Source organism: Flavobacterium sp. (assembly GCF_050696275.1).
In the GTDB taxonomy this organism is placed as follows: Bacteria; Bacteroidota; Bacteroidia; order Flavobacteriales; family Flavobacteriaceae; genus Flavobacterium.
In genome coordinates, this window is the sequence record NZ_JBOGUT010000048.1 from 1 (window position 1) to 15,194 (window position 15,194).

The 15,194-nt window shown below is 34.9% G+C and carries 17 protein-coding genes; 5 read left to right on the top strand and 12 right to left on the bottom strand.

Features of this window, described 5'->3' with window-relative positions; translation table 11 throughout:
* Positions 1-156 precede the first annotated feature (156 nt).
* Positions 157-744 carry a hypothetical protein gene (locus ACRDEC_RS16365; RefSeq protein WP_431499444.1) on the top strand — a complete coding sequence of 196 codons (588 nt, stop codon included), beginning with the start codon at positions 157-159 and terminating at the stop codon, positions 742-744.
* Positions 745-1,009: 265 nt separating this feature from the next.
* Here ACRDEC_RS16365 and ACRDEC_RS16370 read toward each other — a convergent pair whose 3' ends face one another.
* Both ACRDEC_RS16370 and ACRDEC_RS16375 read right to left on the bottom strand, forming a co-directional pair.
* Positions 1,010-1,261 (bottom strand): hypothetical protein, encoded by a 252-nt coding sequence (locus ACRDEC_RS16370; RefSeq protein WP_431499445.1) that lies wholly within the window; start codon positions 1,259-1,261, stop codon positions 1,010-1,012.
* Positions 1,258-1,800, bottom strand: coding sequence for a hypothetical protein (locus ACRDEC_RS16375; RefSeq protein ID WP_431499446.1), 543 nt, complete (start codon positions 1,798-1,800; stop codon positions 1,258-1,260). Before ACRDEC_RS16375 ends, ACRDEC_RS16370 begins: the two co-directional genes overlap by 4 nt.
* Positions 1,801-1,975: 175 nt before the next feature.
* On the opposite strand from ACRDEC_RS16375, the gene ACRDEC_RS16380 reads away from it, so the two are divergent.
* Positions 1,976-3,697, top strand: coding sequence for an IS3 family transposase (locus tag ACRDEC_RS16380; RefSeq protein WP_431499447.1), 1,722 nt, complete (start codon positions 1,976-1,978; stop codon positions 3,695-3,697).
* 164 nt (positions 3,698-3,861) lie between these two features.
* Here ACRDEC_RS16380 and ACRDEC_RS16385 read toward each other — a convergent pair whose 3' ends face one another.
* From ACRDEC_RS16385 to ACRDEC_RS16420, 8 genes are all read right to left on the bottom strand, one after another.
* Complete coding sequence (locus ACRDEC_RS16385; RefSeq protein WP_431499448.1) at positions 3,862-4,728, bottom strand: SdiA-regulated domain-containing protein; 867 nt, start codon at positions 4,726-4,728, stop codon at positions 3,862-3,864.
* A gap of 116 nt (positions 4,729-4,844) precedes the next feature.
* Positions 4,845-5,582, bottom strand: a complete 738-nt coding sequence (locus tag ACRDEC_RS16390) for an SDR family oxidoreductase (RefSeq protein WP_431499449.1) — start codon at positions 5,580-5,582, stop codon at positions 4,845-4,847.
* A gap of 10 nt (positions 5,583-5,592) precedes the next feature.
* The gene (locus ACRDEC_RS16395; protein ID WP_431499450.1) at positions 5,593-6,771 is read right to left on the bottom strand and encodes an acetyl-CoA C-acyltransferase; all 1,179 of its coding nucleotides are present in this window, start codon (positions 6,769-6,771) and stop codon (positions 5,593-5,595) included.
* Between the two features lie 46 nt (positions 6,772-6,817).
* Positions 6,818-7,402: a TetR/AcrR family transcriptional regulator gene (locus tag ACRDEC_RS16400; RefSeq protein ID WP_431499451.1), complete on the bottom strand. Its 585-nt coding sequence runs from the start codon at positions 7,400-7,402 to the stop codon at positions 6,818-6,820.
* A 132-nt stretch (positions 7,403-7,534) separates the two neighbouring features.
* On the bottom strand, positions 7,535-8,101 hold the full coding sequence (locus tag ACRDEC_RS16405; RefSeq protein ID WP_431499452.1) for a DUF4256 domain-containing protein: 567 nt from the start codon (positions 8,099-8,101) through the stop codon (positions 7,535-7,537).
* Between the two features lie 73 nt (positions 8,102-8,174).
* Positions 8,175-8,753: a YdeI/OmpD-associated family protein gene (locus ACRDEC_RS16410; RefSeq protein WP_431499453.1), complete on the bottom strand. Its 579-nt coding sequence runs from the start codon at positions 8,751-8,753 to the stop codon at positions 8,175-8,177.
* 181 nt (positions 8,754-8,934) lie between these two features.
* Complete coding sequence (locus ACRDEC_RS16415) at positions 8,935-9,153, bottom strand: DUF4287 domain-containing protein (protein ID WP_431499454.1); 219 nt, start codon at positions 9,151-9,153, stop codon at positions 8,935-8,937.
* Between the two features lie 4 nt (positions 9,154-9,157).
* On the bottom strand, positions 9,158-9,520 hold the full coding sequence (locus ACRDEC_RS16420) for a DoxX family protein (protein ID WP_431499455.1): 363 nt from the start codon (positions 9,518-9,520) through the stop codon (positions 9,158-9,160).
* A gap of 442 nt (positions 9,521-9,962) precedes the next feature.
* On the opposite strand from ACRDEC_RS16420, the gene ACRDEC_RS16425 reads away from it, so the two are divergent.
* The 3 genes from ACRDEC_RS16425 (at position 9,963) to ACRDEC_RS16435 (ending at position 13,371) form a co-directional block, all read left to right on the top strand.
* Positions 9,963-12,155 carry a choice-of-anchor J domain-containing protein gene (locus tag ACRDEC_RS16425; RefSeq protein ID WP_431499456.1) on the top strand — a complete coding sequence of 731 codons (2,193 nt, stop codon included), beginning with the start codon at positions 9,963-9,965 and terminating at the stop codon, positions 12,153-12,155.
* A 333-nt stretch (positions 12,156-12,488) separates the two neighbouring features.
* Positions 12,489-12,695, top strand: a complete 207-nt coding sequence (locus ACRDEC_RS16430; RefSeq protein WP_431499457.1) for a hypothetical protein — start codon at positions 12,489-12,491, stop codon at positions 12,693-12,695.
* A 124-nt stretch (positions 12,696-12,819) separates the two neighbouring features.
* On the top strand, positions 12,820-13,371 hold the full coding sequence (locus tag ACRDEC_RS16435) for a DUF4494 domain-containing protein (protein ID WP_431499458.1): 552 nt from the start codon (positions 12,820-12,822) through the stop codon (positions 13,369-13,371).
* Between the two features lie 123 nt (positions 13,372-13,494).
* Here ACRDEC_RS16435 and ACRDEC_RS16440 read toward each other — a convergent pair whose 3' ends face one another.
* Together ACRDEC_RS16440 and ACRDEC_RS16445 are read right to left on the bottom strand one after the other, a co-directional pair.
* Positions 13,495-14,070, bottom strand: coding sequence for an NAD(P)H-dependent oxidoreductase (locus ACRDEC_RS16440; RefSeq protein ID WP_431499459.1), 576 nt, complete (start codon positions 14,068-14,070; stop codon positions 13,495-13,497).
* Positions 14,071-14,144: 74 nt separating this feature from the next.
* The gene (locus ACRDEC_RS16445) at positions 14,145-14,951 is read right to left on the bottom strand and encodes a helix-turn-helix domain-containing protein (RefSeq protein ID WP_431499460.1); all 807 of its coding nucleotides are present in this window, start codon (positions 14,949-14,951) and stop codon (positions 14,145-14,147) included.
* Between the last annotated feature and the right edge of the window lie 243 nt (positions 14,952-15,194).

A 15,194-nucleotide genomic window follows, 5' to 3' on the forward strand; every position in this document is an offset into this window, starting at 1 on the left:
GTTAGATGCAAAATTGTAAGCAGGGTTTTTTCTGTAGTCAAAAGACAAACTCCATTTATAAACACTTATAAATTTGCATCTTAATTTTTTAATTAAAGTTGTTTTTTATCATAGAATGCGCTATCGGAGATTATGACAAAAGAATGGAAAATAAATATGAAGAATTATCTAAACAAAATAGTTGTAAATAGTTGTTTGTTTTTACTTATTACGACTTCTTGTCTTTCTCAATATAGAAATAAAGTAAAGAGTGGGATTTATGATGAAGGTCAATTAGAAGTAATTGTGAATGGCGAAAAATTATATGGTTATATAAATATAAATGAAGAAGTAAATTGCAAAATATTTTTTTGGGGTAATTTAAATGACTCAAATATTTCAATTTATAACCCAATCGAAAAGATTATATATAAAGGATACTTGACTTATAATAGTAATGAAGTTATTATTAAATCTAATGAAATGATATTACCTTGTCAAAGAATAATTGATTTGAAACGTGGATGGCATTTTAGCTATACCAACAAATCAAATCATGTAAATTGCTCGTTAGATTTCATCAAGTCTCCAAAATCAATTTTATATTTTGTACCTAATCAATTAACTAAAAAAAAATCGTATTTAATTGAAGATGATTTAATCCTTGTTTATGAGAAAAATGGGGATTGGCTTAAAATTAAATATATTAAAAATAATAAAACTTTTTTTTGGATAAAAAAAGCCGATATATATGGGATTGATTGATGTGGTAATGTGGTAATGTATCAAATGTGTTGGTGGAGTGTTTTTAAACAATCCCATTGCTAACAATCAGACATTTATAATTTTACAACGAGAAAATTAAAACAACCTTCGGGTTGTTTTTTTATTATATATACTCTTAAATCGAATAAAATGGCTTTAGAACTGAGTTCGTGTATAGCTACGCTCTGTTCGCTCTTTGAGCTCGGGTCAGATGTGTTGGTGGTTGTATAAAACCCCATAGCGGATTTGTTGAAATTGCGGGGCATTACCGTAATTCTTCTATATAATCATATTCTTTAATGTTAATTTTTAGATTAGACAGAATGACTAAACTAAGATCATAAAACTCTTCATCAATTTTTATATCATATTCATATAACTGTGTTAATACAATATCTAAACATAGTTCAAATTCATTATGTTCTAACATTTCAGTAGAATTTTGAACATCTATATCATTTAATCCTAAAATTTTTGCTTTTTTAATTAAACGCGAAAGTGATTGTGAAATATTCATATAAATTTATTTTCAATTATTTTTAGATTGTTCGCTATTTTTAACTCTAACCTATTTCTTAACATTTCAAAATGCTCTTCCTGCATTTTTAAATCTTCCAGCTCATGTAAAGGATATCTATTTAGAGTAGCGGACACTCTTTTTTTTATCACATTTAATATTGCAGTATGAGTATCACCCATTTGATTTTCAAGAAAATGTATCGTTTTTAAAGCAGCGAAACACCCCGCCCTTTTGTTTTCTATCCTATCTTTCTTTTTGGTTATTACTTGTTTTTTATATTCAACCTTGTGATATTCCTGTTCAAGCCATTTCTTTATTTTAAGTTGTTCAGATGCTGAATATTTCTGTTCTATCTCAAATGTTTCTTTTATTTCTTGAAGATGTAATAAGATAGCTGTTAGTTCCTTTTTAGCTTTCAAAGGTAAATCACGCTTCCCTATTTCATACATTGCCCATTGGCTCCTCGTAATACCTAATACTATTGAAATTTCTTCTTGAGAAAAACCAAGCAGTTCTTTTATAGTAGTTTGCTCCATTTGTGACATTTTTTTTTTAAATTATTTTTTCGTCACAACTTTTGTGACAATTTCTTCAAAAATTATTTTTTTGTCACGAGAGTTGTGACAAAACCTTTAAAATTATTTTTTTTGTCACAAATTAAGAAAACAATTTAACATTTCTAACTTACTTTATTAATAATCAAATATTTAAATGCAAATTTCTCAATATCAAAAATTAGAGCAAGTATCTTTGAACATGAAAAGAATATACAATGTAGACTTTATTCTCAAGGCGATAGCCATGAGCAATAAAAGAGGAAGTATAAGCACCACCGCTCAAGAATTGAACATTAATATCTATACTCTTATACAGTGGAGAAGTAAGTACTGGAAAGGGAAATTTACTGAGACACTTCCTTCTCCTCCGAAAAACTACAGTTTGGAGTTCAAACTGGATGCTATAGCCATGAGTAATAAAAAAGGCAGCATCAATTCAATTGCACAACAACTAGGCATTACCAGAAACAATCTAATGTACTGGAGGTCATCATTATGTAAAAATAAGTTTGCCAAAGACTTACTCCAGGGAGAATACAGTCTCGGCTTTAAACTCAACACTATCTCTATGAGTAATGCTAAAAATGCTATAAATACAACTGTACAGCAATTGGGTATCACCAAAATCAATCTTGAATATTGGAGGGTCAAATATAGCAAAGATAAACTTATAGGAATTCCCTCTATAGTTAAAAGCAGGAAAGCATACAGTTTGGAGTTTAAATTGAAAGCCATAGCAATGAGTAATAAAAAAGGTACTATCGTGCCCGTTGCTCAATTGTTAGGTATCTCTAAATATAGACTTGTTCGTTGGAGAATAGCATATCGTAAAGGAGAATTCGTTAGCCCTGAAGCTCAAATAGAGAAAGTAAAAAATATTGAAATTATTCAATTAAAAAAAGAATGCAGAAGGTTAGAAAAAGAGTTAGAAGAAATAAAACAAGAATTGAATATATTAAAAGCAGGGAGAGAATATCTTTTTAAAAAACCTCGGGAAAAATACGTATTTATCAAAGAGAATATATCTCTTTATTCAATTTCAAAAATGTGTAAGGCATTAAAAATAGGGAGTGCTGGATATCATCGATGGCTAAAAAGGAAACCTTCAAAACAATTAGAACATAACAAAATACTGGAAGCGGAAGTAAGAAGAATTTATATTGAAAATAAAGGGAGATATGGTTGCCGTAGGATTGCAAAAGAGTTACAAATTGCGGGTTTTAAAACCAATCAAACATCAGTAGGTCTTTTTATGGTAAAAGCAGGTTTAAAAAGGAAAGTTAAGCAAAAATATCAAATCACGACCAATTCTTCACATAAATACCCAGTTATGAATAATATCCTGATGCAAAAATTTTCAGTGACGCGCTCCAATGAAGTTTGGGTTTCAGATATTACTTATATCTATATGAAAAATGGAGGCTGGATCTATTTAACTATAGTTCTTGATTTATTTGACAGAAAAGTGATTGGCTGGACATTGAGCCAAACCCTGAAAGCTAAAGACACCACAGTTGAAGCATTCAAAAAAGCATTACTTAACAGACCAATACAAGAATCTAATCCTTTAATTTTTCATTCTGACAGAGGAACACAATATGCGTGTAAGGAATTTGTAACTGAATTAAAAAAATGCCCGTCAATCGTGCAAAGCATGAGTCGGAAACATACTTTTTGGGATAATGCGGTAGCGGAAAGTTTCTTTAGTAGGATAAAGGCAGAACTAATTAATCAAAACACGTATCATACTAAAAAAGATGCTGAACAATCTATTTTTGATTATATTGAAAATTATTACAATATCTGTAGAAGACATAGTGCATTAAATAACTTAACAATTTTAGAATTCCATAAATTGATTGGAGATGATGTATAAAATTTGCCTTTTTTATGTACATATCCTCATGGCGTAGAAATAGTTTTATCAAATATAATAAATCAACTATGCTTTTGTTTTAGTATTGTTCAAAGTTGGGAGACTTTGAGCAGCGGGCTATCGGGTTAGATTTTTTATGGTTGACCCACTTGCAAAACAAGTCCTTACTCCGGAATTGCATACTCATAAACGTTTCCTCCTGATTTTTTTACTTTTTCATCTGCAATAAAAACAGCGGTATTACTTTTAAAAGTCACTGCTTCTTTTTGAGAGTAATGCTGTAAATCCAGTTTGGTTACTGTTCCTTTAAAGAAAGAATCGCCGCTAAAACCTTCAAAAAGCCATATTTTGCTGTGGCTGAGTAAAGCTATTTTTGTTTCATCCGGGCTAATGGCTGCTGAAGTTATAGCACCATTGTTATAATTTTCTCCGGTTTTAAATGAATCCATCAATTCCGCTTTATGATGTCCGGCTGTAGCAGGAATCCTGTACAGTAGGGTAGTGCCATCAAAGTGTTTGCTTCTGTTTTTGGTAAACACATAAAAATAATTCTTGTAATAGATAAACCCTTCCGCATCATAAAACAACTCACTTTTTTTAGGAGGAAATTCAGTTTGCTCCGGATAGTAAAAACTGATTTTTTCTGTAGTAATTCCCTTTTTATCAGTCATGGCATCCGCTTGGATTTTATAGATAGCCAAATCGGTTCTTTTATTGTCATTATTCCCAAAATCGCCCAGGTATACATTGCCGTCAGCATCGGTGGTAATATCTTCCCAATCCGTGTTGTCAACTCCTTCAATAGGTATTTCTGCAGTTATTTTACCGTTGGAATCCAATTCGTAAACTACATTTTCATTACCGCTGTCTTCAATAGTATAGAAAGCGTTCTTTTTTGAAATATAAGTTATCCCGGAAACTTCTTTCAGCTTTTTAGGCAAATTGAATAGGGATTGCAACGGACTCTGTTCATGTTGCCTGCAGGAACATAAACAAATCAAAAGCAGGACTGTTTTTAGGATTCTGGTCATAAGCAAAATGGAATTATAAAGAAGGTTAATTATGCTCTGTAAAACAAAATTACCATATTTTATCGTACCAAAGCGACTAATTTCTTATCCATATATAAAAAATCCAGTACTTTGGGTTAGTTGTTTTTGGATGCTTCCAAAGTTTCTAAAGCAGCAACAAGATAGGCTTCATAAGCAATAACCGTAGCTCCAACAGGGATTTCAAACTGATTTTCCTGGAGCCCTTTGAGCAATTCTGTAGCCACCAGTTCAGGAGAAATACCATTTTCACCTCCAACTTCTTTTGAAAATTCGGTATTCACCAATGGAGGCATCACTTCAAATACTTTTACGGAAGTGTCCTGTAAAAGACGTCTTAAGGATACCGTGTAGAAATGCAAAGCGGCCTTGCTTGCTGAATAGGTAATGAGTTTTTGGCTGGGAACAACTGCAGCCACTGAGGTAACATTTACAATAGCAGATTCGCTGTTGGTAGTCAAAATTGGCAATAGTTTTTCAGTCAGTCGTACCACAGATAAATAATTGGTCAGCATTTCCTCCTGAGCTTTTTCAAAAGCATTGATCTCTTTTTCAATAAGATTATAAACAGAGACTTTACCGGCATTGTTAATCAACAGATTCAAATGAGGATACTTGTTTTCTATTGTTTGGGCTAAAGTGGTAACATCTTCTTCTTTCGTAACATCACAAACGATGTAAGAGGCATTATCTAATCCAGCTACAGCAGTTTTCAGTCTTTGCTCGTCCCGTCCGGTAATAATGACTTTGTTATTTGCAGCGCACAGTTTTGCTATTTCAAATCCAATCCCGGAACCGCCGCCGGTGATCAGAATGGTATTGTTATGTGTTTTCATAGTGTTGTTTTTAATGCGTTAATTTTTCAATGACTATTGCTGAAGCACCGCCACCGCCATTACAAATAGCTGCTACTCCATATTTTCCGTTTTCCTGTTGTAAAACAGACAGCAGCGTTGCTATAATTCTTGATCCTGAAGAACCAATAGGGTGTCCCATCGCTACACCGCCTCCGTATACATTTATTTTATCGGGATTAATGCCTAATATTTTCTGATTGGCAAGAATAACGGCAGCATACGCTTCATTAATTTCGAAATAATCAATGTCGTCTAACGCAAGATTGGCTTGTTGTAATGCTTTTGGAATTGCAATTGATGGGGAAGTGGTAAACCATTCAGGCGCTTGAGCAGCATCAGCATATCCCAATATTCGGGCTAAAGGTTTCAATTGGTATTTTGCTGCTATTTCATCGGAAACCAAAAGAACAGCACTGGCAGCATCGTTGAGATTACTGGCATTAGCTGCTGTTACAGTACCGTTTTCTTCAAAAGCTGGAGCTAGTTTCCCAATTTTCTCCGGAATAATTTTATAAATGTCCTCGTCTTCTGTAAGCATAATAGTCCCGTTTTTAGTGGGAATTCCGATTGGTATTATTTCATTTGCAAATTTGCCGGCCTGAGTTGCTTCAGTTGCTTTTTTATAAGAAGAAAGAGCATAGTTATCTTGTTCTTCTCGGGTAATCTGGTATTCTCTTACGCAAATTTCTGCGGCATTTCCCATGTGGAAATTGTTGTAAACATCAGTCAATCCATCTTTCAAGAGACCATCAATTAAAGTGGTATGTCCTAATTTATTGCCTTTTCTCTGCAGTGTGTAATGTGGTGCATTGCTCATGCTTTCCATACCGCCTGCTATGACAACCTGATCGATTCCCAGCTGGATTTGCTGGGCACCAAGCATTACGGCTTTCATTCCGGATGCACACACTTTATTTACAGTTGTTGCATCTGTTTTATCCGAAATGCCCGCAAACATAGCAGCCTGCCGTGCCGGTGACTGTCCTAAATTCGCTGACAATACATTACCCATATAAACCGCATCGATTGCAGTGGCCGGGATTGGAGTGTTTTGCAGGATATTTTCGATGGCTATTTTGCCTAATTCCGTTGCGCTTAAATGAGATAAACTACCTAAGAAACCTCCAGTAGGTGTTCTTTTTGCTAAAATAATGTTGACGTTTTTCATTCTTGTTTATTTTTATACCAATCGGTATATTGTTATTTAAAAAAAATTACAATTCTTCTATGAGTGTTGTAACACTGTTCATTACTGTTTTGAGATAATTTGTCAGCCCAGTCAGTTTTGTCAGCATGACGGCTCCTTCAATTAAGGTGATGATGAGTAGTGCTTTTTCAGCTGCGTTTGTTTCCGTTTTAAATTCCTTCTTCTCTTTTCCTTTTGTAATCAAAGTGACTAAATTCTCATTCCAGGATATAATCGCATTCTTTGCTAGTTTCCTTAATTCGGGATGAGTATCGTCAGCTTCTGTGGCAGTATTCAGGATAGGGCAGCCACCCACTGGAAACTTTTCAGATAAAAAATCAAGGTACAATTGCGGAATGCATTTCAGTTTTTCCCGGTAGGTCACTTTTTTAGCAACTTCATTCGAAATAAGAGCCTGTACTTTGCTTAAGTTGTATTGAAAAGCAGCCACTGCAACTTCATCCTTGTTTTTGAAATTGCCATAGATACTTCCCTTGGTCAATTTTGTAGCTTCAATGATATCGCTGATGGAAGTTCCCGCATATCCCTTGGTATTGAAGATAGGAGCTGTTTTCTCGATTATAAACTGACGGGTTCTTTCTGATTTATTCATGATGCTGTTTTGGACAGCATAAAAATATACCAATTGGTATATTAATAAAAATAAATGATGTTAAATTTTGTTAACTGTCTGTAATTTAGGTAAAAATAAACAGTTAGTTCTGAAAGATAGATTTTACAGATATCAGAGTTTTAGTACTCCGCGAAACCCTCTGACAGCATAATAAGATTCCGCACCATTGTGGTACAGGAAAACGGTATCATAGCGGAAATCACAAAAAACAGCACCTCCTAATTTTCTGATGGCAGAAGGAGTTTGCACCCAGCTTGATGTTTTTGTGTCGAATGTTCCAAGTTCTTGTAAGCCTCGATATTGTTCTTCTGTTAAAAGTGAAATACCCATAGCTTCTGCCATATCAACAGCGTTATTTTTGGGTTTATGTTCTTTTCTTGATTCCAATGCTTCTCTGTCGTAACAAAGGCTTCTGCGCTCTTTTGGAGTCTGCGGAGAACAGTCATAAAAAAGGTATTCGCCAGTCTGTTGATCCTGACCAACAACATCAGGTTCACCTCCGGTACTTTCCATTTCATTCAGCGACCATAATTTATCTGTATGCGTTTTTAGTTTTGCTTCTATTTTATCCCATTCAAGGTCTTTATGGCGGTTCTTGTTTTTCTCAAAACGTTCTTTCAATGTGCTGATTAGTGCAGAATGTTGTTCCGGCGATAGTTTCGTATCATTACTTTTCATATTTCAATAGTATCTTTAAATGGGTTGTTATTAATAGTAGTAGAGATGGTTGCGTTATTTTAGTATCAGTTTGTTAGTCATCTAATCCTTTTCCACGAAGAATTTGCTCCATGTATTTTTGAATTCTTGACTCTCGTGTTTTGGATTGTTTGGGTGCGGAAAAATGAAGAAGATAACCTCTTTGCCTTCCTGGTGTTAATGAATCAAAAGCGCTTTTCAAGTCTGGAATTTCGTCCAGTTTGTTTTGGAATTCTTCAGGAATCGCAAATTCTTCCGTCTTTTTAAAAACTACTTGCAAACCGGCTTTTTCGACTTCAAGAGCTTCATAAATATGGGTTTTCAGTAAGGTTTCTGATTCAATTACTTCCTGAATATTCGTGAATCGGATTTGTCGTGCCGCCTGTACATTCTTTGTCTGTTGAACCAGAACACCATGAGTGTCCTGCAATAGGGAACCTTTAAAAAATAAAACCGCACAGTATTCTTTGAATACATGTATTAGAAGGATGTTGTTTCCTTGATACGTATAAGTGGGAGAACCCCATTTTAATTCTTCGGTCAGTCCGCAGTCAAGAATTATTATTCTCAATTTCTCAATGGCCGATTGCCACTTTTCGGCCTCGTCAAAATAAAAATCAACTTCAGGATTCATACTGTTTTAGTTAAGGTTTGTTATTGAAATTACAAAATCTGCTTGTATTTCATTTTGTTTTTTAAAACATAAATATACAAATTTTCTGACGATTACTAAATTTTTAGATTTGGAGCATACATTCCAACGAACAAAAAATGCCCACTTATTGTGGGCATTTTTTGAATAATAAGATTACTTTTTACTCTGTCCTGCCTTTAAATGAGGCATAAATCGTCATAGCATATCCGTGGCCTAATTCAAATTCGTTTTTGAGCCAATCCGTGATTTGTGTTGCTTTTACAGTGGCTTTAATTTGTCCGTTTTCCAGAAACCCTTTTTCTTCTGCCAGTTTTTTAAAGTCGTCAGGGGTTTTACCTGTCTTGGTCTTAATGTTGTTGATATACGCTTGAAATGACATGGCTTTATAAATTTAGTTTGTGATACAATCGGTAAGAAATAAGTAATATGCCAAAGAAAATCAAAGGCAGTATACCTTGAAATCCTAATCCGTCAACGGAAAAATGGCTGATGCTGGCAAACAATAGCACAAAACTAAAGCCTGCGTAAGCCCATTCTTTTACAAGTTTAGGAGCCTGTGGAATAATTAAAGCCAGGGCACCAAGTACTTTAAAAACCACTAATGCATTACCAAAGTATACTGGATACTGTAAATGACTTATGCCTTGTTTGGCAAGTTCTGTTTGTGAAGTGAAGGCAGGAATCAGTCCTTCCATAATAAAAATGATAATTGTGGTTGTCCAAAATGTGATTTTCTCTTTTTTCATTGTCTTAAATTTTAATGGTTATTGATAAGACAAAGATGCAGCGGAAATAGGAAAGGAGTAATGTGTAAAAATGACAATAAAAGGGTGGTTTGCGACAAACGGAGTGGCTCTTATAAAAGTAACACTATATGAAATTATATTCCTAACATTTTATTTGTAAAAATAACAATTCTTTTTATTTTATTTTGAATAGTTATTTTATTCACATTATCCTTCCATAATTTCAAGAAGTCTATTGATAACGTGTAAAAAATCCTACAAAAAAATAAATGTAAAGGAATGCTTGATAAATAGTTAATTTCCTTTGCAAGGAATTGATTTTAGTGGATTTAATTATTTTTTTTGCTTTTCATATTTCGGTAATTGGTAAAGAAGCCTCCTATAATAAGAGTGGTAGGGATAGTATTTTCAACCCTATATAAACCAAAAAACCAAAAGAACTATGAAAAAAATTACAGCATTATGTATGCTCTTCCTAGCTTTTACCTTCCAGGGCTATTCCCAATTTAACGAGAGTTTTGAAGGAGGAATCCCGCCCACCTGGACCGTAGTAAACGGAGGAGATGAAAACACATGGGAAACGGAGGCTATAGATTTTCCTTATGATGCCCATACCGGCACTATGGTGGCAAAAATAAGGTATTCGCTCGATGCACATGATGATTATTTAATAACGCAGCAATTTACGGTAACGGCCGGTGTCTCTGACAGATTAACTGTTTGGGCGGGAAACCGTCAGGACGCTTATCCTGAGCCATTTGATATCTTACTTTCTAATACAGGAAACAACACCACTGATTTTACCACCACCATTGCTGCCCAGGTTAATCCTACGCAGCAAAACTGGCTGAAATTCTCCTACGATTTGAGTGCTTATGCCGGCCAGACGGTTTATATCGCTTTTCATTCCACTACAACCTATATGTACGAATTGTATCTTGATGATATAAAAGTAGATGCTTTGCCTACTGTTCTTCCAGCGTGTATTACCAACCCTGTTTCAGCAGTAAATCCTGCCTGCGGTAATTTTGCGACCACCATTTCGTGGGACGCTTTACCTGAAGCTGACGGTTATCGTCTTACCGTGGGGACAACCTCAGGAGGAACGGACATAGTAAACAATCAGGATATAGGATTAGATACCAGTTATATTTTAAATGAACAGGTGGAGAATTCCACCTATTATTGGAAAGTCGTTCCTTATAATATTGTAGGTTCAGCCATGGGATGTACGGTAAATAATTATACCACCGCCTCCACTGGATGCTATTGTACCCCAAATCCGCAAACTGTTGATGGTTTAGGTATCAGCAATGTTGCTATAGGGACCATAAACAATCCTACCGCCAACGAAGTTGGAAATTATGGTGACTACAGTACCATGTCAACCAATGTTTACCGGGGCTTGCTCACTCCTTTTTCAATTACGTATGAAACAGGGTATGAGTATGAAACAAAAATCTGGATAGATTGGAATGATGATATGGATTTCAGTGATATTGGTGAAGAAGTATATGCTGGAATTTCTGAGGCTGATTCCTCCACGACACTTTCCGGTGTATTTATGATTCCTGCTACTGCTGCCCTAGGGAATCACCGGATGAGGATAGGAGGTCAGTACAGCGGACCTGTTACTCCTTGCTTTGACGGTTATTATGGTACATTTGAAGATTATACTGTTACTGTCGGTGTAGCTTCCTGCAGTCAACCGGCAGCCAGCACTTATGTTACTTTTAACTGTCCTGCCAATCAGTTTTTTGTACAGGTTAACGTTACCGATTTGGGAAGCGGTACACCTTCCATAACTGATGGGATCACAACATGGCCTGTAACGGCTGTTGGGAATGTCCAGACGGGACCTTTTCTTTTTGGATCTGAGGTTACACTGATTTTACAGCATGGAAGTAATACCGTTTGTAACTTGCCATTGGGAACAATAACTTATTTTGAATGTCCTCCTGCAAATGATGAATGCATCAATGCCATTGCACTGACTCCTGGAGCAGGGTATACAAGTCATGTAGTTGATGGCTCCAATCTTCACGCTACCGCTTCTCAGGTACCTGCCGTTTCCTGTGATGGCTATGCGGGTGAAGATGTTTGGTATAGTATTGTCGTTCCGGCAAGTGGCAGTATTACCATTGAAACAGGTAACACTGCTGGAGGCGCTGACACCGGATTTGATTCTGTTATTGCCCTTTATTCAGGTACCTGTGGTGCCTTGGAATATATAGATTGTGATGATCAGGGTGCGGATATCGGAAACTATTCTTTAAAAACAGTTACCGGCCAGACTCCGGGCTCCACTTTGTACATCAATGTTTTTGAATATTTTAATGATACGATTACTGATTTCGGGATTGCAGCGTATGATGCTTCTTTAAGTTCCCCTTCATTTGAGACTTCAGGATTATCCGTTTACCCGAATCCGGTAAAAGATGTATTGCATTTATCTTATACTTCTGATATTTCAGCAGTAACAATAGTTAATTTACTAGGCCAGGAAATGTTGAAGAAGAATATCGATGCTTCCCAATCCGAAATAGACCTGTCTGATTTGGCCAATGGTACTTATTTAGTGAAAATGGAAGTAGGGGATTTGATAAAAACAATGAAAATCATAAAAACAGATTAATGGTAAAATTTCCAAGATGAGAACCTCCATAATTTGATGCCAAGCAGTTCAAAGCCTCCTGGCTTTGAGCAAAACTAAAAGCAAAAGCTATAACTATTCAGTTATAGCTTTTTTATTTAAAAAAAATAGCATTTTATTTTATTTGAGAAGAAAGATCCATCAGAAACCCTAAAGTGATAATGAGCAAAAAAGATAATATAGGGTGACTTGCGACAAATGAAATATAGCTCTTTCTAATTGACCAATCTCAAAACCTCAAAAAAAGACTGATTTATACGTAAAAAAAGAAGGGTAATTACGTAGTTTCTTATCACTTTTTTTTCCCTAAACAATATGGCACGACGCCCGATAGGCGGATTTGCAATCCGTGCACATTCCAACTATACTACTAATCTTATAACTTTTAATGTGCTTCCTATAAAAAACAAAACTACAACTTTTTACGGTTGCAGTTTGTTGCTTTTCTTTGTAGGCACGGATTACACCCGAGGCTTTAGCCGAACAGACGAAGTAAATCAGCCTTTACTTTGTATTAGATAAAAAACTAAATTTATTCAAAGGAAATCATAGTAAAGCATCTTTCTGAAATTGTGAATATCTATTTTATGAATTGTGAGTTTTATTTTCTTTAAAATCTATCTTTGGCATCCTTAAAAAAAACGAGATGAGCACAATTTGGTATGAATGCAAAGTAAAATACAGAAAAACAGACGAAACCGGAATACAAAAGGTGACGACAGAACCCTACTTGGTAGATGCGTTATCCTATACAGAAGCAGAAAGCAGAATTAATGAAGAGATGTCTGCCTACATTAGTGAAGAATTTAAAATCACGAATATAAAAGTGGCTAATTATGCTGAGATACATCCTTTCGAAAATGCTGACCGTTGGTTTAGATCAAAAGTTTCTTTATTAGCTTATGACGAAGAAAGCGGCAAAGAGCGAAAGACAAATCTGTATATGTTAGTACAGGCGAATGATGTAAAAGAAGCCTATGATAATACCATCACTGTAATGAAAAATACAATGGGAGATTACACCATTCCAAGTATTTCAGAATCTCCAATCATGGATGTTTTTCCTTATTTCAGCAGTGAAGAAGGCGAGCTTGAAAAATTAGAAAGATTTAATACGCTTAAAGCTTCTAAACCTGAGTTAGTAGCAGTTGGAGAAACCGAAGATGATTTTATTGAAACGGATAGCGTAATTGCTTAATTATCTAATGCATTACCAACTAAAAAAGGCAAGTAATCTACTTGCCTTTTTTAGTTGGTAATGGATTATCAAAGCGCTTTTTTTCTTAAAGAATCCATCATTAATTCTGAAATATTACCATGTTTAACGGTTGTATATTTTGATTAATTCACTGGTCCATTGCTCAATATGATCTGAAGAAGCTCTATCGGCACCATCAAAAAAGGAATGTTGCTTTATCTGGAAGCCGCAATATTGAAATATTCCGTTATCTGAAGTTAAGGAGAGGGCTTTATCCATTCCAATGGCTTCATATTCTGCTTTCGATTTGCCATGAGTATTAATAATATAAGCGGATTTTTCACCCAATAAACCTTTTTGAACACCCTGATCGTACCGATAAGCAAAGCCATAACTGAATACTCGGTCTATATATCCTTTCATAATGGCGGGCATTCCTGTCCACCAGATAGGATAAATAAAAGTGACATTATCTGACCAGGTAATGTATTGCTGTTCTTTTAATACATCAGGACTTACCATTCCTTGTCGCTGTCCTGCCATATCTTCAATAGACAATACAGGATTAAAACCTATCTGATTCAGGTCTCGTACGATAACTTCACTTCCTTTTTGTAAAAGGATATCATGTACTGTTTTTCTAAAATGGCCATTCAAACTAGATTCAACAGGATGAGCATAAACTATTAAATGTTTCATAACTAAATTGTTTTATTATTATGAAGCAAAATTAGGTTGCAGCAACGAACTGGAATTGTAAAAAAACGAAACGGCTACATACTATTACCGATACAGATTTCCTGCTGGAATTTCAAATACTGATTGGGACTGAGATTGATATAATGCTTAAAATCGTGAATAAGCTGGCTTTGGTCGTAATAACCATACTCTTCGACAATATCAAACCAATTTACCGTTTTGGGGTTATTCTGAAGGTATTGGATGGTTTTTAAAAAACGCTGGTACCTCATTTTTTCTTTTGCTGTAAATCCGAAGAGTTTTTTATGTTGGTATTGAATGGCTCTTTCACTAAGCTGGCTCATTTGAGAAACCGCTTTAATAGGGTTTTGAGTTTCGTCATTGAAGTTGGTCAAAAGAGTAGCTATCCCGGTTTGGCTTTTTAAATACGATTTACAAAAATTAAGTATTAAATTTACTTTTTCTTCGACTGTTTTCAATTGTTCCATCTGATGCCAAAGGTAAGTAAAGCAATTTTCTGCCAGTAAATCATCGGGATTGAATGGGATATGTTCTAATGTGGCTGTACCGAAAAAACGATAAAAGGCGTCGTCTTTGAAATTGGCAACCAGAATCTGAGCGTCTGGCTTTAATGTATAATTGAAAGCCTGTTTTATAGGCCCAAGTACCAAACATTTATCCAATGTTATTGCTGTGTTTTGTTTTGAACTAAGTGTAACTTCAGGGCCAAAGCAGAATACCAGAATAGTTTGAAATGTTGGTAAAAGAGTTTTAATCAGTGTTTCATCCGTTGTATTTTCGGCGAAATAAAAATGCGTAAACACGTCACTGAATTCTGCGGGTACTGAGATTCTGTAATTTAAATACGCATCATCTGTCATTATCTGCTTTAATTTATTTCTTTAAAAAATATTGATTATAAAAGTAAATAATTTCAATGGTTTATTAAAATGTATCGTTTCAAACAAACAAAAAAGAAGAGCCATTCCAATAACTACCCGATAGCGCATTCTATGATAAAAAACAACTTTAATTAAAAAATTAAGATGCAAATTTATAAGTGTTTATAAATGGAGTTCGTCTTTTGACTACAGAAAAAACCCTGCTTACAATTTTGCATCTAA